The organism is Sorangium sp. So ce1153, assembly GCF_051521595.1.
Taxonomy (GTDB): domain Bacteria; phylum Myxococcota_A; class Polyangia; order Polyangiales; family Polyangiaceae; genus Sorangium.
The window spans coordinates 2,944,253-2,966,422 of sequence record NZ_CP150361.1; the positions used below are offsets into that span (position 1 = coordinate 2,944,253).

General features: G+C 70.8%; 16 protein-coding genes. 10 read left to right on the plus strand and 6 right to left on the minus strand.

What is annotated here, in order from left to right; genetic code table 11:
• The first annotated feature begins 77 nt into the window (after positions 1-77).
• Together WME85_RS10415 and WME85_RS10420 are read left to right on the plus strand one after the other, a co-directional pair.
• Positions 78-227, plus strand: a complete 150-nt coding sequence (locus tag WME85_RS10415) for a hypothetical protein (protein ID WP_437837442.1) — start codon at positions 78-80, stop codon at positions 225-227.
• A 111-nt stretch (positions 228-338) separates the two neighbouring features.
• Positions 339-932: an O-methyltransferase gene (locus WME85_RS10420; protein WP_437837443.1), complete on the plus strand. Its 594-nt coding sequence runs from the start codon at positions 339-341 to the stop codon at positions 930-932.
• A gap of 211 nt (positions 933-1,143) precedes the next feature.
• Here WME85_RS10420 and WME85_RS10425 read toward each other — a convergent pair whose 3' ends face one another.
• The 3 genes from WME85_RS10425 to WME85_RS10435 form a co-directional block, all read right to left on the minus strand.
• On the minus strand, positions 1,144-2,991 hold the full coding sequence (locus WME85_RS10425) for a prolipoprotein diacylglyceryl transferase (RefSeq protein ID WP_437837444.1): 1,848 nt from the start codon (positions 2,989-2,991) through the stop codon (positions 1,144-1,146).
• Complete coding sequence (locus WME85_RS10430) at positions 2,988-4,412, minus strand: hypothetical protein (RefSeq protein ID WP_437837445.1); 1,425 nt, start codon at positions 4,410-4,412, stop codon at positions 2,988-2,990. Before WME85_RS10430 ends, WME85_RS10425 begins: the two co-directional genes overlap by 4 nt.
• Positions 4,413-4,709: 297 nt before the next feature.
• Entirely contained in the window at positions 4,710-5,600 is an 891-nt protein-coding gene (locus WME85_RS10435) for a right-handed parallel beta-helix repeat-containing protein (RefSeq protein WP_437837446.1), read from the minus strand.
• A gap of 557 nt (positions 5,601-6,157) precedes the next feature.
• On the opposite strand from WME85_RS10435, the gene WME85_RS10440 reads away from it, so the two are divergent.
• The 6 genes from WME85_RS10440 (at position 6,158) to WME85_RS10465 (ending at position 14,184) form a co-directional block, all read left to right on the plus strand.
• A complete protein-coding gene (locus tag WME85_RS10440; protein ID WP_437837447.1) occupies positions 6,158-6,595 on the plus strand; it encodes a hypothetical protein in 438 nt (145 codons plus the stop codon).
• 1,020 nt (positions 6,596-7,615) lie between these two features.
• The gene (locus tag WME85_RS10445; protein WP_437837448.1) at positions 7,616-8,569 is read left to right on the plus strand and encodes a hypothetical protein; all 954 of its coding nucleotides are present in this window, start codon (positions 7,616-7,618) and stop codon (positions 8,567-8,569) included.
• 912 nt (positions 8,570-9,481) lie between these two features.
• Entirely contained in the window at positions 9,482-10,255 is a 774-nt protein-coding gene (locus WME85_RS10450; RefSeq protein ID WP_437837449.1) for a hypothetical protein, read from the plus strand.
• Between the two features lie 17 nt (positions 10,256-10,272).
• Positions 10,273-11,079: a hypothetical protein gene (locus tag WME85_RS10455; RefSeq protein ID WP_437837450.1), complete on the plus strand. Its 807-nt coding sequence runs from the start codon at positions 10,273-10,275 to the stop codon at positions 11,077-11,079.
• Positions 11,080-12,754: 1,675 nt separating this feature from the next.
• Positions 12,755-13,456 carry a hypothetical protein gene (locus WME85_RS10460; protein WP_437837451.1) on the plus strand — a complete coding sequence of 234 codons (702 nt, stop codon included), beginning with the start codon at positions 12,755-12,757 and terminating at the stop codon, positions 13,454-13,456.
• Positions 13,453-14,184, plus strand: a complete 732-nt coding sequence (locus WME85_RS10465; RefSeq protein ID WP_437837452.1) for a hypothetical protein — start codon at positions 13,453-13,455, stop codon at positions 14,182-14,184. Before WME85_RS10460 ends, WME85_RS10465 begins: the two co-directional genes overlap by 4 nt.
• A gap of 563 nt (positions 14,185-14,747) precedes the next feature.
• Here the strand turns inward: WME85_RS10465 and WME85_RS10470 are convergent.
• Genes WME85_RS10470 through WME85_RS10480 form a run of 3 tightly spaced genes read right to left on the minus strand, consistent with a single transcriptional unit; the run spans position 14,748 to position 19,120 of the window.
• The gene (locus tag WME85_RS10470) at positions 14,748-16,337 is read right to left on the minus strand and encodes a hypothetical protein (RefSeq protein WP_437837453.1); all 1,590 of its coding nucleotides are present in this window, start codon (positions 16,335-16,337) and stop codon (positions 14,748-14,750) included.
• A 36-nt stretch (positions 16,338-16,373) separates the two neighbouring features.
• Positions 16,374-17,996 (minus strand): hypothetical protein, encoded by a 1,623-nt coding sequence (locus WME85_RS10475; RefSeq protein ID WP_437837454.1) that lies wholly within the window; start codon positions 17,994-17,996, stop codon positions 16,374-16,376.
• A 14-nt stretch (positions 17,997-18,010) separates the two neighbouring features.
• Positions 18,011-19,120 carry a PEGA domain-containing protein gene (locus tag WME85_RS10480; protein ID WP_437837455.1) on the minus strand — a complete coding sequence of 370 codons (1,110 nt, stop codon included), beginning with the start codon at positions 19,118-19,120 and terminating at the stop codon, positions 18,011-18,013.
• A gap of 393 nt (positions 19,121-19,513) precedes the next feature.
• On the opposite strand from WME85_RS10480, the gene WME85_RS10485 reads away from it, so the two are divergent.
• Entirely contained in the window at positions 19,514-20,674 is a 1,161-nt protein-coding gene (locus tag WME85_RS10485; RefSeq protein WP_437837456.1) for an RNA polymerase sigma factor, read from the plus strand.
• A gap of 386 nt (positions 20,675-21,060) precedes the next feature.
• A complete protein-coding gene (locus WME85_RS10490) occupies positions 21,061-21,840 on the plus strand; it encodes an RNA polymerase sigma factor (RefSeq protein WP_437837457.1) in 780 nt (259 codons plus the stop codon).
• Positions 21,841-22,170: the final 330 nt, after the last annotated feature.

Consider the following 22,170-nt stretch of genomic DNA (forward strand, 5'->3'; position numbering starts at 1 on the left):
TACGTGGAGACGTTCTTCCACGACACGGAGGCCAGGAGGTCATCCACCTCGACAGCTGGTGGGAACAAGCCGTCTCGGTGGACTTCACCTTCTTCGAACCAGACGAGATGACGGGATACCTGAAGACGGCCGGGTTCGCCGTCGAGGAGTGCCTGGAACGGGCCCCGTACGACTTCGAGCACCAGAGCCGGCGCATCTACATCCTCGCGCGAAAGACAGCGGCCTGAGCCCCTTCGCGCCGCTGGCAAGACCGCGCTCCGTGCCTGGTCCAAAATGCCCCGCGCCGCGCAAGCGCATGCTGTAGGGTAGCGCCCGCTCGAACGAAGAAGGAACCTCTCATGAAAGACCTGGAGCACCTGAACCCGCCTATTCTGCTCGACGCGATCGAGCGGGCCAGCGCCGAGATCGGCTTCAAGATGGCCAGCGACAGGCAGACAGGGTCGCTCCTGCGCACGCTCGCAGCCGCCAAGTCCGGCGCCTTTCTCGAGCTCGGCACCGGCACGGGGATCTCGACGTGCTGGATCCTCGATGGGATGGATCCTCGCTCCACGCTCACCTCCGTGGAGAGCGACGGGAAGGTCCAGGCCGTGGCGCGGCGACACCTCGGCGGCGACCGCCGCCTGACGCTCGAGAACATGGATGGCGAGGCCTTCCTGCGCTCGGTCCAGGAGCAACGGTTCGACTTCATCTTCGCCGATACATGGCCTGGCAAGTTCTACGCCCTCGAGGAGGCGCTGGGCCTGCTCAAGCCCGGCGGCCTCTACATCATCGACGACCTGCTCCCTCAGCCCAACTGGCCGGATGGACATGCGCCCAAGGTGGCGGAGCTGATCGCCACCCTCGAGCGGCGTGAGCACCTCGCGGTGACCAAGCTTTGCTGGTCGTCAGGGCTGATCGTCGCGACGAGAGTCGAGCGCGCCTGGAGCAAATGAAGAGATTTGAACCACAGAGGCACAGAGGACACAGAGGAACAGCCCAAAAAAACTCTGTGCCTCTGTGCCTCTGTGGTTCATTTTCTCGGGGTTTCAACCTGTTCGGTGTCCTGGGCGCCCGCCATGCCCGCAAGGAGCAGCGCCTTATCATGCCGACAACGAGCGCAAGCTCGTCGTCAGGCTCGATGAGCAGATCGAGCTGCTACATTCCTCAGAGCAATCCGGTGCCGATCCACAGCCCGGGCTCGTACGCGACGAGCGTGTCCACATCGTTCGATCCGAGCACGAGAAAGCTCGCGGGAGAGAAACCGACGAACAGGTGCGATCCGACCGGGAACTGGATCCCCCACGCGAAGCGGGCGCCCAGGGCGCCGGCGCTCTCGAAATAGGGGGATTCGAAGAAGATACGGTGGTAGCCCGGCGTGATCCCGACCGACATCTCGACGTGCGAGCCGACCGCCATCACGAGCCGGAGCGGCACGCCGATCGCAAACTGGTCGGCGTCGGGAGCAAAGAGGCCCCGGAGCTCGATGCCCATCTCGAAGCGGTTCGTGTCGCTCACGCGGAGGCGCGCCACGGCGCCGAGATCGAGAGACACCCCGTCCTCGACCGCGAAACGGGCCGGGACAAAGTAGCCGGAGAGCCCGAGCGAGAGCGCCATCCGGCGCGCGTTGGCCTCCGCCTGATGGTTCACCTCGGGGCTCGCCGCCGCGGCCTTCGCCGGCGCATCCGGCGTGGGCTCGGGCGGCTGCGCGGCAGGCGCGGGCGGCTGTGCGGCAGGCGCGGGCGGGGGAGAGTAGGAGGGCGGGTATCCGCCGGCCGGAGGCGGCGCGTAGGGATAGGGCGGTGGATACCCGCCGGGCGGAGGCGGGTAAGGCGGTGGATACCCGCCGGGCGGAGGCGGGTAGGGCGGTGGATACCCGCCGGGCGGAGGCGGGTAGGGCGGTGGGTACCCGCCGGCCGGAGGCGGGTACGGGTAGGGTGCCGGGTATCCGCCCGCTGAAGGCGGCGCGTAGGGGTAGGGCGGCGGGTATCCGCCGGCCGCTGGCGGGTACGGATAGGGCGCCGGGGCGCCTCCCGCGGGCGGCGGGTACGGGGAGGCCGCGGGCGGCGGCGCCGGAGCAGGCGCCGAGCTCGCGCCCGCGGGCGGAGCCGCCGCCGGCGCCGCGCGGGGCGCAGGCTGGGCCGCGGCGTCACCGGCGGCGAGGCCCAGGGACGCGAGCGACAGCAGCGCTGGCACCGCCGCCGAGGCGCGGCGCCCGCGGCGAGCGCGCAAGGCCACCGCCGCGAGGCCGAGCATGAGCGCCAGCGAGACGAGCTGGGCGGTGCTGAGCCAGCCGTAAACGCCGCGCCCGGCGTCGCCGCGGACCAGCTCGATGACGAACCGCCCCGCGGCGTAGAGCGCGAGCCAGGTCCCGAACGCACGGCCGTCCCGGTGCCCCCGGACGAGCCAGACGGCGGCGATCGCGCTCGCCAGCGCGCCGAGCGCCGCCTCGTAGAGCTGCGTGGGATGGACCGGCAGGCTCGGCGCCCCGAGGGGCACCCAGCCGGCCGCGGCGTGATCCATCGCCGCCGGGCTGCCGGCGGGGAAACGGACGCCCAGCGCGCCCGCCGTGACACGGCCATAGTCGCACCCCGCGAGGAAGCACCCGGTGCGCACGCAGGCGTAGGTGATGCCGAGCCCGGGCACGAGCCGGTCGAGGAACGGGCGCAGGGGCGCGCGGTGATGGAGCAGGACCAGGCTGGCGACGACGACGCCCGCGAGGAGGCCCCCGTACGCGGCGCGGCCGGCGTGGAGCACCGGACCCCACGAGCCCCGCGCGAGCGCCTCGGGCGCGGCGCGCAGCGCCTCGAAGACATAGCCGCCCAGGAGCGCCGCGACGTAACCCGAGAGCAGCGCGCGGCCCTCGACGGCGACATCACCCTGGTCCCGGCGCACGAGCCAGAAGAACGCCATCGCCCCGAGGAGCCCCGCGACGGCGACCATCACCGCGTAGGTCGGCGAGAGCCACGGCGGCAGCCCGTGGCGCTCCAGCCAGAGCATCACGGCGCCGCTCACGCCCGCCTCCGGATGCGCAGCAGCATGTAGCTCGCGGGCAGGATCAGCCAGAACGCGGCGCCCAGCGGCGGCGGCGCGCCCGGGCGGCCCCCCTCCAGGTCGCGCCTGCCGGCGCTCACCCTGCAGCTCGTGCTCGAGCCGCTGCCGGCCGACGGATCGCCGTCCTTGCAGTTCTGGTTGCAGTCGCGGCAGTTCTGGTTGCAGTCGCTGCAGTTCTGGTTGCAGTCGCTGCAGTTGTCGTTGCAGCCCGAGACGTCCTCGTTGCAGCCCTTGCAGCCGCCGCCGCAGCCGTCCGACTCCGTGGTGCCGCCGGAGGGGACGCTCGGGACGCCGGCGGAGACGGTCGGCCTGCCGAACTGGAGACAGCGATCGAGCACCGCCATGCAGCCGTCGTCCGCGGCGAACGCGAGCGCGCCGTCGCGGCCCGCGATCGGCAGCGCGGTGCAGGCGCCGCTGCCCGCGGAGTAGACGCACTCCTTCACCCCCTCGATGCTCATCAGCGCGAGCACGCAGAGCGCCTCGCCGTTCAGCGCGCCGGCGTTCACCCAGGAGCACTCGGCCTGCGCGTCCGCGAACGTCGGATCGGTCCGCTCGTGATCACAGGACGCGGCCACGGCGCAGGTGCACACGTCCCGCACGTCGGCGGCGCACTCGGCGACCGATCCCGGGAGGTGGTAGGGGTTGAACTCCACGGATCGCGGCTCGATCCGGGGTCCTCCGGTGATCACGACGGCGTCGCCTGGGGGACCGGTGAGCGCGGGCGAGCCCGGGGGCGAGAGGGCGCCGAGCGCGACAAGCCACGCCGCGTTCACGTACACCGCGCGATCCCGGGCGACCACGCCCGCGGGCAGCCCGGTGACGCGGATGAGGTCGCGCGCGTCCGCGCGCCGCGCGAGCTCCGCCAGGATCACGCCGGCCCGGCCGCCGAGCGCCGCTTCCTCGAGCTGCGCTGTCTCGGGCGACGCGGGCTCTCCCGCGAGGATCGGCGCGAGGATCGGCGCGGGGTTCGGCGCGGGGTTCGGCCGATCGAGCGGCGCCTCCGGCCCGCGCTCCGCGACGAGGGAGCGGAGCACGAACCCCTCTGCGGACGGCTCGAGCGCGCCGAGGACGATCGCGTCCTCCCCCAGCTCCTCGCGCGTCGCGTCCGCGCTGCGGACCAGCGCCGGGACGCTCGCGATCTCCGCGCCGGCGATGGCCGTCTCTCCTCCCGTCGCGCCGTGCGCCTCCTCCAGCCGCGAGCCGATGTCGCGGAGCGCCTCCTCGGGCAAGGCCGCGAGGACCTCCGGCGCGGCGCTCAGCGCGTCGCGCAGCGGCAGGTCTTCATACGGCGGCGTCTCCGCGCCGCACGCGCCGAGCGCGGCGATCGCGAGCAGCACAGCGGCACAGCGGATCGCCCTCTCGACAACGACGCTTGTTTGCATGCCCCCACCTTCGCTCCCACGGGCGCGCGGATCCCGGCTGGATACGCCGCGCTCTGGCGAGCGAGCGGGCGTATCGCCGGCGAGGACGCCGCCGCGAGGAGACCACGAAGAGCGTGCCAGAAGGAGCGGCGCCGGCCAAGGCCCATGTGGGGAGCGCCGAGACGGGAGCTCGCGCCGAGCGCGAGGGCCTCCTTCGACGAGGTCCACCCCCGACGCCAACATGAGGTGAGCCTGGCAACCTGGTAGGATACCGGCATCGCAGCGATGTGCGCCAGTTGGCGCGGCAGCTCTCCGGCGCTACCAGGCGCCCAGCGCCCCGCCGTGGGCGCCCGCGGCGACGTGCTCGGCGCCGTCCTCGCCCAGGCAGCCGGCCGTCAGCGCCGGCGAGCCGTCGCTCAGGTGAAAGTCGCCCGCGAGCAGATCCGCGAGGATCGGGTCAGCGTCGATGTTCCCGTCCTGACCGGGCACGATCACGTTGCCCGGCCGCTCGTTCTCGAAGAGCACGTTGCACCGCACGCGCCCGCGCTGCACGTGCTCCTGCTCGAGCGCGGCGCCGTTCGCGACGATCACGTTGTTGAGGACGTCGAGCTCCGCGGCGTCCGCGGCGATCGCGTGCTCGCGGTTTTCATAGAACACGTTCTGGGCGACGACCGCGTGATCCTGCAGGTGACTCCCCACGAATCCATGCTTGTTGTGGAGGAACACGTTGTTGCGGACCACGGCGAGGGCGTGGAAGTAGAGCATCACGCCGATCTCGTTGCCCTCGATGATGTTCTGCGCGAGGAGCAGCGACGGACGCTCGCAGTCTTCCCAGTTACCCACGCTGTGGCCGTCCGCGTAGACGGCGGCGGCGTACCAGTCGCCCGAGCAGCTCAGCACGTCACGCGAGCAATCCCCCGCCGATCCCACGTTCCGCAGGGTGAAGCCCCGGACGACGGCATTCTGGGCGCCGGTGTAGTCGATGAGGTTCTCGCCCAGCCCCTGTCCGTCGAGCACCGTCTTCGTCGCGCCCGCGCCGACCAGCTTCACGCCCGAGCGCAGGCGGAGGTGCTCGTGGTACTCCCCCGGCTGGACGAAAGCAGCGCGCAGGGGGTCTGGAGCACCGCGCAGGGGGTCTGGAGCACCGCACAGGGGGGTCTGGAGCACCGCGCAGGGGGTCTGGAGCACCGCGCAGGGGGTCTGGAGCACCGCGCAGGGGGTCTGGGGACCTACGCGACCCCCGTCGCGCCATCCCCAGACCCGCTTCGGCGGTCCAGAGGCCCGTTGTCGCGGTGATCGCACCCCTGGCAAGCGATCGCCCACCCCTCGTTCCGGCTGGGCAGAGCCGCCGGCCATCTCCCGGGAGCCCGCCCGAGGTTGCCGGGACCCCGACGGCGCATCACCGGCGCGGGCGGCGGCGCGACACGGCGAGCGCTGCATGGTCGGAACCGAAGATCCCGCGGAGCAGGCCCGCGATCCCGTCTGCCCCGTCGCTGCCGCGGTCCCCGCCCAGCGCCGCGCTGAGCAACGTTTGCCTCGCCAGGGCAACATCTGCGTTCTTCTCGAAGAGAGCTACGCAATTCTTGCCGAGTCGCTCCGGCGCGCCCCGTGCTCCGCTGCATCTCTCGACATCTCGGACTGGCCCGCGCATTGCTCTCCGCTCCTGGCGTCGCCGCGCGGAGCGGGCGTGAAGCCTGCTGGCCGCGCCGGCGTATCGCTGTGAGCTCCGGGAGCGCAGGCGCGCTCCCCCAACAGAGAGGTATCTCATGCGCACGATGATGACTGCAGGGTTGTTGGCGATCTCCGGAGTCCTGGCGGCCTCGATGGGCTGCATCACGCCGCCCGCGGACGAGCCGATCGCGGACGAGGGGGTGGCCGCCGAGGTAGGGGAGCCGGCGGCGGAGCCGACGGGTGAGGCCGCGGACGAGCTGTCGGTGTGCGGCAGCGGGCTCGTGTGCCAGTGGGGCTTCGCGAGCGGCGCGACCTACTGCGAACAGTACTCTGCGGGCCCGAGGATCTACTGTTGTCCCTCGGGGTACGGGCTCGTCAACAACACGTGCGTCCCGAAGTGCGGGTGGGGGCTCCAGTGCACGGGCAGCAGCATCCCCGGCTCGCACTCCTGCACCCAGCGGGACACGGGCTCGACCATCATCCATTGCTGCGAGTCGGGCCAGCACATCTCGGGCGGCAGCTGCGTCTGGTGAGGCTGTCGGTCTGACCATCTCGCAGGCCGATGAGCCCACGAGCTGGCTCGCCCTCGAGATCGGTCAGGGGAGGTTGCCCTCACCGCCGGTCCATCGACGCGGGGGAGCTGCCCCACCCAGCGTGGGATGCGGTCGAGCCCAGCGCACAGCCGCCTCTCGACCAGGCGCCGGTCCTCCCGCCTGAGCTCGATCGAGAGGCGAACGCCCGGCTCGCCTCCAGCCATGCCGCCCTCGCGCCACGGATTTCACCGGCGCCTCCGTCTGTCCGCACGCGAAGGATGGACCTCCGGCGCCCGGTGGCGCATCCTGTGATGCATGCAGGCCCTCAAGATGCATGGGATGGTGGACGACACGGTCGTCCGCGTCCTGCCTGCCCTTTCGCCGCTCCGCGGTCAGCGCGTCGAGCTCATTGCTCTCGGGGAGGCGCAGCCGTCTGCGCCTGTCGCCCCGGTTGCAGGTGGCTTGCGTGGACGAATCCAGCTCAAAGACGACTTTGACGCCCCTCTTCCCGACGACGTTCGTCGAGCATTCGAGGGAGACGGGCAGCCCTGAGGTGGCTTCTCGATACGCACGTCGTGGTCTGGTTTGCCGCTCAGTCCGGGCGCTTGAGGCCCGAGGTCGTGGACGCGCTTCAGGACTCCTACGTGACTCCGACAAGGGGGCAGACTGATGGCCGTGGTTCCCAATCCTTTTCTCATTGTGGCGCAGCGCGAGGGCGAGGACCGCGTGACCTATGCCCTCGGAACCGCATTCGCCGCAGGCGGAGCGTCCCTGCTCGTGGATCTGCTGCGGGCGCTCGGTGCTACTGTGCCGACCGCGGTCGGTCCGCTCGAAGTCGAATTCCAAGTTGCGGGTCCTACCAGCAGACCAACGTCGCTCGTGAATCTGCCGACTTCGCGACGGCGAATCATCTCTTGACGACCGGAGACTTCGGAGACCTGGCGCCGATGGCTGCTCGTCTGTTGCGGTTTACGGATAGCAAGGAGTCTGCTCTGCTACTGTTCGGCCGAGATGAGCCTGATGCTGCCCAACAAGGGAATGGAGAGTGACGGTCGCCTTCGGCGCCCGCAGCTCGTTCCCAGGGCGTTCGGCCGCAGGAGGCAGTTGAGGAAGATGGGATCAGACGCCGTAGCCTACATCTTCGATGACGCGGCATATCGGGAGCGCGTCCTCCCTGCTCTCCGGCGCTTCGTCCAGACTGGTGGGGCCGACGGATGGCTCGACCATTTACTCCGCCGACTTGCTGGCAGTGTTTGGGAGTTCGACTTCCCCCGCATCCGGGGGCTCGGCTTCTCCTTCGACGATGTCTGCGACTATCTCGGCACTGACTTCTCGTTCGCCGCGTCGGGGGTCGATCAATGGTCGTACAGATGGGAGCCGCGGGCTTGCCCATCCGCCACCTGTCCCGCAAGGGAGCTCTGCCCACTCCACCGATCGCGGCAGCCGCCGGCGGCGGCGGACTTCAACTTCCTTCTGGAGGCGTGCGTCGTCGATCAATGCCTCGGGCTCGGGCAGTTCCTGGGGCGGACGGTCAGCCCGCTGTGGTACTCCGATACCCTGGTTGCCGCGGGCTTCAGCCTCGAACACCCGGTGTTCGATTGCCTCCGGAAGCTGGAGTACCGAGGCTTCGTGGTCGGCTACCAGTTCGCCAACTCGGATGGCATCCATGGCTGGCTGACCGCGGGTGAGACGGAAGCGTTCCACGCGCACCTCCGGGGGCTAGACCTGCCCCGGTTCGAGTCGTCGTTCGCGGCGATGGAGGGCTTCCGGCGGGACGGGGGGTATGAGGCTCCCCCGCAGTACTCTTTCGAGCAGTTGAGCCTCGCGTTCCTCCGCACCGTCGCCGGGATGGCAACCGCTGCCGGGCGCGGGTTGTTGTGGGGGAACGACGTTTCGACTTATTGGAAGGACGAGCAGACGGCCGAACCCTTGGCTGCAGCTGACCCGGCCCGAAAAGCCGGGCCGTGCAGCTGAGCCGTTGGGGGGCGGGAAGTCGTTACATCGCACCACCGGTGTCCATCGGAGGTGCTATCGAGTACGATGCTGATCGCGCCTGAGTATGTCGCTTTGATGTACGAGGTACACCTTATGTAACTCGGCTCGCCACAGTTGACGGTGCGGTCGGAACGTGACGCGATCCAGGGTGAGCTGCTCGGCGTCGGCATAAGCGATGCCGATCGAGGGCCCGCCGGCGCCCCCGCCGCCGTAGCCGCCGGTGCCGCCGTCCCCGCCGTAGCCTCCGCGGCAGGCATATCCGCCGAGCATGGGGCGGTGGTCGCCCCGGTGGGGCTCCTTGCAGGCCAACCCCGCCGGACTGGCCTTCGCCCCCTCTGCCTCCGGCGCCGCCCCTGACCGTGATGACCTGGGTCTCCCGGAGGGTCAGCTTGCTGCCCGGATGGGCGAAGATCGCGATGCTCGCGCCGCCCTTGCCGCCGGCGTGGCCGCCCTTGCGGCCGGCGCCCGAGCCGCCCGACGCGCTTGCCCAGCGCCGCGTTGCCGCAGGCGCTTCTGCCACCCGGCGCGCCGCCGCCCCCGCCGCCCCCCTGGCCGGGCGCTCCCCGCTCCCGTGCCGCCCTGGCTGCCGGCCACGCCTTCCCACCCGGCCTCGGTGAGGCGTCCACCTTGGCCGCCAGCCGCGAGCGTCGGGCTCGCCCGGGCACCACCTTGCCCATCGCGTCCGTGCTCGCACCGGGCGCCGTTCTTCGGGCACGCGCCGCTCAGGCTGGCGCCGCTGCGGTTCGCCGGTGTGCCCTCGGCCGTCGGGGCGCTGCGCGGCTTGCCGGCACCTCGTTTGCCGCTCGGTTGTAGTGCGAAAGCGCGCATGATACGCGCCTCGACAGCTTGCTGGTGGCGGAACGCCGCCTGCCATGGTTCAGCGAGGGTGAGATGGCGAAGCGCGCGGCTCAAGGGCTTGTGGCGGTCGTGCTCGTGGGGCTGACCGGGTATGCCGTGGTCCCCGGATGCGTCATCCGGGTGGGTCCAGGGGATGGGGACGGGGCGTGGCCTGGCTCCGGCGACGGGGACAGCGCCCCCGAGGACGGCGCGGGCGGCAGCGGTCCCGTCGACGACGGCACGGGCGGCAGCGAGGCCGTCGACGAGGGCACGGGCGTCAGCCCGGAGGAGCAGCAGCTGGGCGAGGATGCCTACGCGCAGATCGATCCAGAGGAGCTGGCGTTCGCCTCAGCCCTGGCCGGGAACATGACGTGCGCGCTCACCGGCGCGGTCGAGTCCGCGCAGATCGATCCGGCCGCGATTGACGACGAGACCCTCAGGGCGCTTCTGGAGCAGTACGCGCCTGGAGCCATGGAGCAGGCGCGGGCGTGGCTCACGGGCATTGAACCGTCGACGCTCGCGTATACGGTGATGCCAAAGTACGAGTGCGAGGAAGGCTACGGCTGCAAACCTCAGCCACGCTGCCAGCAGGGCTACATACCTGCTATGAGTCATCGTTGCATCATCAACGACTGCGGGAAGGCGAAGTGCCCCACGTGCCCGGACTTCGTGAACGAGCTCCTGCAGAACGTCGTGATACGATCGTGGTGCTCCTATGTCTGCGTCAAGACCGGGACCTCGCCGCCCGAGGTTGTCGCCGTCGGTGCCGGCGCAATCTCGGCACTCAGAAACATCTACTTCGGACCCGTCTGTATGCCGTATCCGTGAGCAGGAGATACGATGCCGTGAAGCCTACCCAACCGCGAGAGCCGCGCGCTATCCGTCGAACATCGAACCCTGACGACAAGGAGGGCGAGGCCCTCGACAACGCGTTCCACCTGTTGCGTGAGATGACCTCGGCACGCCGCCTGTCGACGCTCGTGAGCCGACCGACGCGCTCGGAAGTCCTCCAGGCGGCCGACGACTACATCGCGTACTTCCCGCTCGAGCAGCCCCGTGAGCGAGCGCGGGAGCTCCGGGAGGCGGTCCTCACCTGGAGAGAAGGCGAGGAGATCCCGCAGGCGGTTTACGAGGCGACCCGGCAATTCGTGCTTTCCCTCGGCGTACGGGAGCCCGCCTGCGGCTGGGAGAACGACGACGGCTACCAGGTCCGGGCGATCGATCGCGACACGTACGGCACGGAGCCACCGCCCGAAGCGGCGTCCGCGGCCGCGTCGCGGAGCTACAGCGATGCATCGAAGAAGGCGGCCCGGCTGGCCCAGGCGGTGGCGGGCGTCGTGAACATCGCCGGCGCGCTCGCCTCGCCGCGCCTGTGGGCCAAGGCGACGCCGTGGCCGTCGCGAGAGCACCTGGTCGAGCACTTGGACCAGCTCCTGTCCGCCTTCGGAGCGGAGCTTGATCATCAAAAATTCGCCGCTCCCGCCCGGAGGCTCCGCGCGCTGCTGTCGGCGTGGGAACCGGGGCCCCATGTCCCCGCCGACGTCTCGGAGGCCGCCCGCGATCTCCTCGCGGCGCTGGGAATCGAAGAGCCTCCCGGAGGATGGGACGCGCCCGAGGGGCCGCCGGAAGGGCCGAGCAACGACAGCGGATGAGGCCTGCTGTCCGGCTGCGCTCACGTGACCCGAGCCCACGACGCGCGGTGGACGTTCCCGTCGCGGAGAGCGTCCACCGGAGGGGCCGTCAACGCAGCGGCTGGTCCTGGGGCGACATCCGCGGCGAGGAGGACGAGCAATCGCGCTCGGACCGAGCCCCGCGAGCACCGAGCTCACCCGGGACCAGAGGCCGAGGAGCAAGCTCTCGCGCGCCTTGATGACGGCGAGGAGCCTCAGTGCGTCCGGATCGCTCACGTCGGTGCGGAGCGCCCAGACCGCGTGCTCGCGCGCGCCGCTCACGTCCCGCGCCGGACGAACGCGTGCCCCATGAGGACGAGCGCCCGCGTGCTCAGGCTCGGCCTCCAGCGCGGCGCGCGCCCAGCGCTCGAGGTCGTCGATGCGGCCGCGCGCGAGGTGCCCATCGGCGAGGGCGACGAGCGTCTCGACGTCCTCCGGGGCCATCTCGAGCGCCGGGGTCAGGAACTCGACGGCGCGATCGTCGCGATCAGGGTACCGCACGACGGCGGCGAGGCCGCGGAGGGGCGCGGGGTCCGATGGAGCGAGGCCACGGGCCGTGGCGAGCGTGAGCGCCCGGCGGAACCCGTCGATCGCGGCCGGGAGTTGCCCGCGACCGAGCGCGCTCACCGGTTTCACATGAGCGCGGCGCCCGCCGGCGTCGGCTGGGTGGCCCTCCCCGACGCCCTGGACCGCAGGTATCCGAATGCCGGCCGGGAATGGCGATGGTGCACGGGAACGGACCGAACGGCCTCGCGGCGGTCCAGGCCGCGCTCGCCGCGCTCGAACGACTCGACCGGGAGCATGTGGAGGTGTACTTTCGGATTATCTGGAGCGCACTGCGCGAGCCCATACAGCGGGCTCTGGAGGAGCTGGTCTCGTGGAGCCGCAGATTACAGGCAAGACAGAGTATCCCCCGTTCGCGCAGCAGCTCTTCGAGCCCGGCCTCCGTGGAGTGTGGCTCAAGGGCAAGCTCAACGGCTCGTCTGCCCACGGCGGTGCGAACTCCCCGGAAAACTCTGGCGGGGAGCAGGAGGCCGCGTTACGCCGCTGGCAAGGCAGCATGCCCAGGTTCAACTCCCGAGAGCAATGCCAGTGAGCATTCTCCACCACCCCGGGCACTCCGCGATCGTCCCCGCCTCCGGCGGCGCCCGGTTGGCGGACGTCTACGCGGCCCAACAGCAGACGATGTGGTGCTGGGCTGCGTGTGCCCAGATGGTGCTTCAATGCCTCGGTGTCGCGCCGGCTCTCACTCAATGCGAGATCGCAGGGAAACGCTTCGGAGTGGATTGCTGCGCCTCCCCCGGTCCGTGCAATCACCCGTGCCCGACGGCAGAGGTGGAGAATCTCTACATTACACTCGGAGTCGGGTGTCATTGCATCGAGAAACCTCTCGATCGGGAGCGGCTACTGGCGGAGGCCACGGCCGAGCGGCCCGTTCAGATTCTCTACATGTACCTTAATAGGACCGTTGGTCATTACGTTCTCGTTGTCGGCGAATACAGTTCCAAATCCGGACGAGTCTACCTGCGAGTCGCGGATCCGCATGAAACGAGAGGAAAGCGGAGCGTCCTCTTCGAAGATTTCGAGGACGTAACGACCGACAAGGGGCGTGGAACCTGGGCGTGGACGTGGTTCAAGATGAAAAGGAGGTCGAGCGATGAGCACGGCAGCACAGCGCTTTCCGATCGATAGGCTCAGCGATTTGGCAGAGGAGGTCGCGGATTTCTTCGGGGCAGCGGCTATCGTATCTCCCGGGCAGAAGGTGCGCGTCGGCCCGCCGATCGAACTCTGGTCGGCCAGCCTCGTGGAGTCGGCGGACTCGACGCCCACACTGTCTCAAATCGCACGCTGGACCGGACGCTACCATCATCAAGTCCTCGAAGATCCCGGCCCTCCCCTCGGCTACGTGCTCACGAGACTGGAAGGGGACCAAGTCGTCCTTTCAACGGTGAGCGACGCCGCGGAGTTCGCGGGAGATGTCGAAAATGGCCTGGTTGAGCTACGGAAACGGATTGACGAAGAAGCGTTCGTGCGATTGCTCTCTGTGCCCGAACTACAGTTGGAGGCGCTCTGGGCCGCCGCCCGGAGCGCGGCAGAGGGGACGGTGCTGGTCATCCGCGTGGAACCCGGCGTCCAGGTTGAAGCGGAGGTGCTATTGTCCGAGCGCGCGATCGTCGAACTCCTCATGCGGCATCCGCCCGTCGAAGGTGGGATCTTCGGTGTACAGAGCCTTCTCGATCTTCTCGATGTGCCTCTGAAGGGGCTCATCGCGGGCTCGATCGGCGAGGAGGGCGACAAGTACGACTCGCCCCCCGTGACGTTGGATGTTGTTTATGATCGCGTGGAGATGGTGGCATGATTTTCATCGCTGCTCATCGTGTAAATACCCACAAAGGTGAGGTCGGGTTGAACCTCTACTTTTACCGCCGGGCCGCACCGCCGCCGACGCGGAGCGACGGAACCATTGATGTTCTGAGAGCTCGTGACCAACCTGGGGAGCTCGTCGCGCTGGACACGGCGATCAAGCCTGGAGGGAACCGTGTCTCGGCGTTTATCGACTTCGTGTCAGTAGAAGACAACCCGAGTGTACACGACGCGCAGGCTTTCTTCGACGGGGTCCGGAGCAGCCTGGCTGGACAGCGGCTCCCGCTCGTGCATGCCAACGCGAGCTTCGCCGTCCATTGCAACGCGGATTTTGCGCTCCACGCTCGTTTCCCGCAGGAGTTCGATGACCTCTCCGACGGAATCCTCCGCCTCCTCAGAGTGTTGCCTTCGCGCCCGCTGCGAGACAGCACGCCGCTCGTGGTTCGTGTGGAACCCGTGGGGGACGGCGTCTCGTTCAATCTCGACGACGCGAGCGCGCGCAAGGTTGAGCAGTACAAGGGAGCAGATTGGGGCGCGGGCCCGGTTCACATCTCACACCGGAACATGGATGACTTCGAGCGCCTCGTCGGCGGCTTCGTCGGTCAAATGGCCATGATCGTCACGAAGCTCGACGAGGAGGAACTGCTTCGCCTCGGCGGCGTTCGCTACGTTGACGCAGGTGGGAGAGAACTCGCGCGGTGGCCGTCCCGTAAGAACCGATGAGGACGATGAGGGACGGTGTCGTGGGGCGGCGTGGAGGCGATGCGGGGCGCACCTTGCAGGCGTGCGTGCCGACGCGGTTCGATGGGATCTCGCGAGGAAACTAAGCCGGATAGCACGGTGGCCCCATGGCAGCGCGTGGCGCCGCCACCTGGGGCCCAACTGGAGGTCGGATTTCTTCGGATTTCGCGGGCCAGTGAAAGGTGGCCCTACAAACCAATGGATCCTACGGGCGCTACGTGCCCGCGGCTTATCGGCAGACGTTGGGTCGCCTGGGCTCGTTTCGATCCGGCCGACACCGCGATACGCGCTGGTCGCACCACCGGTGACCATTGGAGGCGCTGTCGCGTACGACGCTGATCGCGCCTGGGTATGTCGCTTTGATGTACGAGGTACACCTTGCGCAACTCGCCTCGTCACGGCTGACGGTGCGGTCGGCGGTCAGATGGCTCTCGTTGCACGATGACCGGTCGCGCGCGACAAGCTCAAGCGCCTCTCGCTCGTCCTACCCTGCTCCCGCTCGGACAAGGCGGAGCGGTTGCGGGCGGCTATCCCGGGCGCAGACCCTACGGCGCGAAGCGCATCGTCTCGGCAGCGAACCCGTCGCTGCCTCGGTTCGCCTTGTCGCGCATCTCGTCCTCGACATCCGCGATGCCGCCCGGGCCCCCTGGGCCGAGCTCGAACGTGATGCGATCCAAGGTGAGCTGCTCGTCGTCCGCATAGGCGATGCCGATCGAGGGCCCGCCGGCGCCCCCGCCGCCGTAGCCGCCCGTGCCGCCCCAGCCGCCGTAGCCTCCTCGGCAGGCGTACTCGCCTCCCGTGGCCGGCGCCCGTCCCGTAGGGCCTCCTTGCACGCCCTGCCCGCCCATCTGGCCTTCGCCGCCCCGGCCTCCGGGGCCGCCCGATCCCGTGATGACGCGCGTTTCCCGGAGGGTCAGCTTGCTGCCCGGTTGAGCGAAGATCGCGATGCTCGCGCCGCCCGCGCCGCCGCCGCGGCCGCCCGAGCCGCCGCATCCGCCGCCGCCGCCCGAGCCGCCCGACGCCCCGCCCAGCGCCGCGTTGCCGCAGGCGCTCCGGCCGCCCGGCACGCCGCCGCCGCCGCCGCCCCCCTGGCCGGGCGCTCCCGTGCCGCCTTGTCTGCCGGGCACGCCCTCCCACCCGGCCTCGGTAAGGCGTCCACCCTGGCCGGCGGCGCCCGGCGCGCCCGGCGCGCCGTCTCCCCCGCGGAGACCGTCCTCGCAAGGCGCGCCGTCTTTTGCGCCCGCGCCGCCCAGGCCCGCGTCGCTGGGGTTCGGGGTTGACCGCGGCTTCCCGTCCTCGCCGTCGCCACCGCGGTCCGGCGTCCCGTCGCCCCCTCTGCCACCGGTCGATATCAGGTCGCCGCACACGGTCATCACGGTAGCCCCGCCGGTCACGGTGGCTGCCGAGCAAGCGTCCTTGCCGATGGCGCCGATCTCCCCGTCCGCTGGCAGCGGATCAACGTAGTCCGCGTCCGCGCCGTGCACGCCCGTCAGGCCGGCGGCCGCCCGGATCTCGCTCCGAAGCACCTCCACGACCGCACCCGGCTGGAGCCTCATCGCGACGACATCGCGGCTCGTCTCCAGTGGACTCTCGGCGAGCAGGCGCATGTCCACGATCGTGGATACGCCGTCGGTGGCCACCTCGCTGTCGGCCTGCGCTGCCACCACCGTGATCGCGGGACCTCGGGGGCCCGATGGAACTCCGGCGTTCGATGCAACGACGATGGCCGGCTTGTTGGTCGCCCCTTCCGTGTAGTGTCTCCATCTCGACCAGCAAGTGAAGCCGCCCCACAGATCGACGCCGGAGGGCAACGTGACGGCCTCGGCGAACCAGCCGGCGGCGCAGGCGAACACCCGCCCGCGTGCACGTGGCGCGAGCTCGATCGCGCGGGCGAGCGTCTTCACCGGCCTGTCCATCGTGCCGGGATTGCCGTCGTCTCCCCATATCTCGCTGGCAAACACCCCGCAGCCGGCCTGCACACGCAATGCGGCGAGGCCCTCGAGGCACGCCTCCTCCGAGGGCTCGGCATCGCAGGTGCCCCCCTCCGCGCACGGTGGGGTGAACGGCTCCGTGCCGCACCCCAGGGTGGCCGGGGAGGACAGCAGAAGGATCCATGCAGCGGTTGTGATCTTCATGATCCTCTCTCCATGGTCATCCCCGTGCGAAATCCGCTATCGGGGCGGCACAACCAGCTCGGGGAAATCCCAGAGCGGGGCGGTCTTGCCGCTCGCCCCGTTCGCTGTCATGTCGCTCGGATCGCGTTCGCCGCCAAGCCCACCAGCGCCGGCTGCTCCGAAGGCCCAGTCGGCGCTCTCCGTGAGGTCGACGCTGCTGTCCACGCGAGCGATGGCGATGGAATTGCCACCGAGCCCTCCGCCGCCATGGCCGCCTTTGCCTCCGGTGCCGCCGAACCCGCCCTCGCAGGCAAAGTAGGAGGAGAGTGGGATAGCTCCAGCGGGGCCGCGTGGCCCGCCCCCGCCACCGTCTTGCCCCCTCCCGCCGTTGCCGCCGCGACCGCCATTGCCGGTGATGATGGTGGTCTTGTCCACCAGGACGTGAGCGTGCAGGGCGACGATGCCGAAGCTACCGCCCCCGTGGCCGCCCCCCCGGCCGCCACGCCCCCCGCAGCCGCCACCCCCGCCCGAACCGCCGGATGGTCCGCCTTGAGGATCCACGGCGCGACACTGGCCGTTCGGTCCGACACCGCCCCCGCCGCCGCCTCCCTGGCCGATCCCCCCGTTCTGGCCGTTCTGTCCCGAGAACCCCTGCCAGCCGTGTGCGCTGATGCTTCCGTAACGGAGCGGCTCTTCCAGGCCCGCCCCGCCTCCGACCCCGTTTGCGCCGGGCTCCCCATCGCCGCCCTTCTTGCCGGTCGTACAGGTCATCGCCCCGCCTTTTCCTCGTTCGCCGTTGTCGATCGAGCCAGGCCCCGGCGCCGGCGCGCCTGGCTCGCCGTCGCCGCCCGCAGCGACGGCGCCGTCGCCACCCGCGCCGCCGATGGACGTGGCCCCGTCCTCGCAAATGGTCACCGCCGGCGGCGCGCCCTCGGTCCAGTCCGCCAAGCACCCGGGCGCGCCTGGGTGGCCGGGCGCCCCATCCGGCGCCCGCCAAGGCGTGTCCTGGGGAGCGCTCTCCCCGTCCGCCCCATCGGCCCCGTTCCCCGCCAGGATCTCGCTCGACACCACCTCCACCGCCGCGCCCTCGCGCACGATCATCCCGACGGACGACCCGCTGGGCCAGATCGCATCTGCCGCCACGAGCCGCACGCCGAACACCACCGACGTCATGCTCGACTGGCGCGCCTCCACGACGAGCGGCACCTGCTCCGGTGCCGGCGCGATCCCGGTGAAGCTCTCCACGCCCCCCCAGGTCCACGCCTCCGCGCCGCAGTCCCGGCCGCCCCAGATCGCGACGCCCGACGGCAGCGTGACCGCCTCCTCGAAGTCCTCGGCACACGCGTACACCCGCCGCGTCCCGCCGGGCTCCGCCGCCTTCTCCACGGCGCGCCGCAGCGTCCTCACGGGCGCTTCCCTGGTCCCGTCGCTCGCGTCGTTCCCGCGCCGCGCGACGAACACCCCGCACCCGTCCTTCGCCGAGCTCGTCGCGGGATCGCCGTCGCACGGCGACGCCGGCAGCACCGGCGGCGTCTCGCCGGGGAGCGGATGGCACGTGAACGACCTCGCGCAGTCGTCGGCGTAGTAACAGCCGGCGCCCCCCGCGGCGCTTCCGCAGCCGAGCGCGATCAGCGCGACCGAACGCAGCCTTGCTCGACCTCGCCCCTCGCGCATCCCCATCGCCCCTCCTCGCCTCACCACACGCCCTGAAGGACGAGCCCCGCCTGCGTTCCCGTCGCGCTCGGCACCACCTGCACGCCTCCGCGGGCTGGCGCCTCGTCGAGGATCCACCCCTCCGCGAGGAACGACGCCGCCGTCGCGATCCCGAACACCGCCCCCGTCGCCAGCGCCACGTTGCCGATCGTGGCGAACAGATCCCGCTCGGCCAGGTCGTTGTGGATCTCTCCGCAGGCCGAGGGCGCTTTCGGCCACCAGCACGTCGTCGGCGTCCAGCCTTGCCCGCGAAACACCCTCTCGCGCTCGGCCATGTTGCCGTCGAGCACATGGGCCCGCAGCAGGAACACCGTGCCGGCCGCCAGCGCCGCCGTCGCCAGCGCCGCGCCCCCGATCCGCAGCTCCGTCAGGGGTAGCGCCGCCCGCGCCGCCGGCCGCGCCGCCGGATCCCCCGGCCGCGCCGGGCCGCCCCCGACCGCCGCCGGCGCGCCGCCCCCGCCTGCCTCGCCGCGCTCCGGCGCGCGAGGCAGCTTCAGGGTCAGCGAGCTGTCCTTGCCGGCCTGCCCCTCGAACGCGCTCACCGCTTCCGTGTGGCCCGTCAGCCGCGCCCGCACGGTGTGCTGCCCCGGCTCCAGGAACAGCTCGTAGGTCGGCGCCGGGCGCCCCAGCGGCTTGCCATCGACGAAGACCTGGGCGTCCGGTGGGCTCACACCCAGGTAGAACGTCACCACCCGGCTCTCGGCCTTCTTCAACCCCTCTTCGGCCCGCTTCGCCAGCCCGCTGCGGAGCGCGTCACGGTGCCTCAAGCTCTGCGCCAGGTGGTCGGCCGCGTCTCGATACATGGCCAGCGCGAGCTCGCACAGGCCGAGCTCCGCGGCGATCTCGGCGCGCTCCGCGTCGGTCGTCCACGCCGCGTCGGCCGCCTTCAGCGCAAGCTCGTACGCCGCCTCGGCCTCGACCCATCGTCCGGCATCGCGCGCCTGCCGGGCGAGGCGCAGCGGATTCGCCGTTGTCGATGCCTCGTGCGGGCCCGAGACCGCCTGGGGCTCCCGCGCGCCCGCTGCGCCCTCCAGCGCCGCGACGGATCCGAGGAAGACGCACGTCACGAAGGCGCAGCGCGCGCGGCACACCGCTCGGTGAATACTCCTCTGCGCGGGCCCACGTCAACCACCCATTCTGCGGAAGCGCTGGGCGTTCTCGTTCACGATGGCGTTCAAGACGGCCAGAGTCGGCATCGGATCAAGAAGTGAAAGAGAACTGGAGCGTCGATGAAGTAATGCCGTGGTTTCATCGCCGGGGACCAGAGGTCAGAGGCCTGAACAGGGAAGGGGGGTCACGGCGGCGCTCGGCGACGGCTCAGCTCCCCTGGCAGCCTGGAGCGGCGATCCGCGAGGGAGGGTATCTCGCCGGGTCCGTGTCTCCCTCGTCGCGCTCGTGTACTGTGGCGCTGCCTGTCCCACCCCCTTCCGTGGCCGCGGTCGATTCTTGAACCTTCCGGCCGGGCCAGGATCGTCTGCTGGATCGTGGACCGAGCAACGCCGACCCCCCATCCGCCCGCGCGCGTGAAGTCGCTCGTCGCCTACGTCGGGGTGCCCTCCCGGGACCTCGAGGACGTCATGCAGGACGCGATGATCCGGCTGTGGGAGCGGAGAGAGCAGGCCCGATCGGCCAGGAACCCCGGCGCCTTTCGCGACAGCGTCGTCCTGAACACGGCCCGCGATCACCGGCGGGCGGCGCGCAGGCGCGAGGAGGCGCTCGCGGACCTCGACGAGGCGGCGCTCTGCGACAAGCGCCGGACTCCCGAGGATCACGCCATCGCGCGCGAGGAGGCCGCGCTGGTGCGGCAGCTCATCGACCAGATCGGCGAGCGAGGCCGCGTGGTCTTCGTCGCGTGCGAGCTCCTGGAGCGGCCGATCGCCGACGTCGCCCGGGAGCAGGAGATCCCGCTGGAGACCGCGCGGAGCCGCCTGCGGCGGGCCTGGGAGGAGTTCGAGGAGGCGGCGGCCCGCTGGGAAGCGGGGCAACGAGGTCGCGGCGCTCGCCGGCGGCGCGCCGTGCTCTTCCCGCCGTGGCTGCTGGAGCGGCGCTCCTGGCGGCCAGGCGGCTCTGCGCGCTCGCTGGCGCGAGGCTTCGCCATCGCCGGTGTGGCGGTGCTCGGCCCGCTGCTTGTGGACCCGAGGGAGCCCGTCGAGCCTCTCCGCACCTCGATGGCCGCCGTGGTCTCCAGCAGCTCGATGGCCACCGTGGTTTCCAGCAGGAGGACGACCAGGCCGGCGACCGCGCAGGCCGGGGACCCCGCCGCGCCGGCGCGTGGGGGTGAGGCGCTGGACGGGGCGCCGACGGCCCCTCCGGCGCTGGACGGGGCGCTGACGGCCCCTCCGGCGCTGGACGGGGCGCTGACGGCCCCTCCGGCGCTGGAAGAGGTGCTGACGGCCCTTCCGGCGCTGGAAGAGGCGCTGACGGCCCCTGCCGCCCTCGCCAGACCGACTGGCCAGCCAGCGGCGCAGCGCCCGGAGATCGACTCCCGCGAGCGAGGTCTGATCGCCCGCGCACGGACGGCCGTGGTGGCCGGTGATACCGCGTCGCTCGTCGAGGCGCGACGCTTGCTGGAGGAGCACGGGCGCAGATTCCCGCGTGGCCGCCTGGCGGGTGAACGCGAAGCGCTGCTGGACCAGCTCAGGTGAGAACCGCGCAGTAGGCCATCGCCGGGCGCGAGGTGGCCTTCGTGACGGAAGGCGGCGCTGGACCACGGTGGTTCCTGGTCGCCGCCTTCAGAGGTTGATCGTCTCCTGATCGGGTGTCGCGCGCCGAGGGACGCGCGCTCAGGAGCGGTCGTGTCTGCGTGCGGACGAGGGTTTGCGCGGAGCATTCACGTTTTACTCGGAGGCGAGCCATGGAGCTCCTGCCGCTGCCCCCGCGCGGGGCGATCGTGCGTTGTGTCGGAACATGCGTCTTCACCGAAGCGTCGGCCCCTGTGGGGCGACACGCCAGGACGGCTCGTCCGAGCACTTTCGGCGCTCCGTACCTCGCGGCGCATTCGACGGCTCGGCCTGCATCTCTGCAGCACGCGGTGAGGCCTGCGTCAGACCGCGACCGGGCGCACTCGTTCCACCATCTGTTTCAGGAGGAGACGGTCCGGCGCGTTCACAGGTGGCTCGGGAAGCTCGGCGTGCCCGAGCGCGATCGGAGCGACGTGAGCCAGGATGTGTTCCTGGCGGCCCTCATGAGCTTTGGCAGCTATGACCCCTCGCGTGGCTCGGTCTCGCGCTGGCTGAACGGCATCGCGGTGAACCTGGCTTCGCATTACCACGAGAAGGCCTCTCAGCGGTACGAGGTCATCACGGATCCGGCGGAGCTGTGCAAGGCGGGCGGCGGCGCGACGGCCATCGATCTCCTGCTCGAGGCGGAGCGGCGGCGCCTGCTGAGATCACTCGTCCTGGGATTGCCGTTCGAGCTGCGCTCGGTGCTGGTGCAGCACGACGTCCACGAGATCCCGATGAGAGACATCGCCGCGACGAGAGCGATACCCCTCAGCACGGTGTACAAACGGCGCACGAGAGCGCTCCACGGCGCGCAGGGAGCGCTCGCAAGGCGCATCGCGGCGGAGGAGGAGCGCTGCGGGAAGCCCCGCGTGGTCCCGGACGACCTCGCGGCCTGGTACGGTGCCGCAAAGGGTTGCATAGCCCACATCTCGGTGTGCGCAGGAGGGGGCCGGGGCAGCGCAGGAGGGGGTCGAGGCGGCGCAGGAGGGGTGGCGGCGGTGCGCAGGCGTCGAACGCTGGTTGCGCAGGACACCAAAGGGGGCGCGCAGGAGGGCACCGGGGGCGGCGCAGGAGCCACACAATTGTGACGCAGTACACATAATGAGGTGCGCAGGAGGGCAGCGACGGCAGCGCAGGAGGGCGCCAGGACGGCGCAGGAGGGGGTCGAAGGCGGCGCAGGAGGGGACCGAAGGCAGCGCAGGACGGCGCCGGGACGGCGCAGGACGGGGCGAAGGCGGCGTAGAAGGGCACCGAAGGCAGTGCAGGAGGGGGCCGGCACGGCGCAGGATGCGCTCGGGTCCGCGCAGCCTGCCGTCGGCGTCGCGCATCAAGCGACACGCGATCCAACCCGAAATCGAGGGCGAGGACGACCGCAGTGACGCGCGCGTGGCGCGCCATCCCCGAGCCGTGGTGCAGCG

Coding starts and splice junctions, on each gene's coding strand:
- WME85_RS10420 (WP_437837443.1), top strand. CDS start 339: ATGAAAGACCTGGAGCACCTGAACCCGCCTATTCTGCTCGACGCGATC.
- WME85_RS10430 (WP_437837445.1), bottom strand. CDS start 4,412: ATGCAAACAAGCGTCGTTGTCGAGAGGGCGATCCGCTGTGCCGCTGTG.
- WME85_RS10440 (WP_437837447.1), top strand. CDS start 6,158: ATGCGCACGATGATGACTGCAGGGTTGTTGGCGATCTCCGGAGTCCTG.
- WME85_RS10445 (WP_437837448.1), top strand. CDS start 7,616: ATGCTGCCCAACAAGGGAATGGAGAGTGACGGTCGCCTTCGGCGCCCG.
- WME85_RS10450 (WP_437837449.1), top strand. CDS start 9,482: ATGGCGAAGCGCGCGGCTCAAGGGCTTGTGGCGGTCGTGCTCGTGGGG.
- WME85_RS10460 (WP_437837451.1), top strand. CDS start 12,755: ATGAGCACGGCAGCACAGCGCTTTCCGATCGATAGGCTCAGCGATTTG.
- WME85_RS10465 (WP_437837452.1), top strand. CDS start 13,453: ATGATTTTCATCGCTGCTCATCGTGTAAATACCCACAAAGGTGAGGTC.
- WME85_RS10470 (WP_437837453.1), bottom strand. CDS start 16,337: ATGAAGATCACAACCGCTGCATGGATCCTTCTGCTGTCCTCCCCGGCC.
- WME85_RS10475 (WP_437837454.1), bottom strand. CDS start 17,996: ATGGGGATGCGCGAGGGGCGAGGTCGAGCAAGGCTGCGTTCGGTCGCG.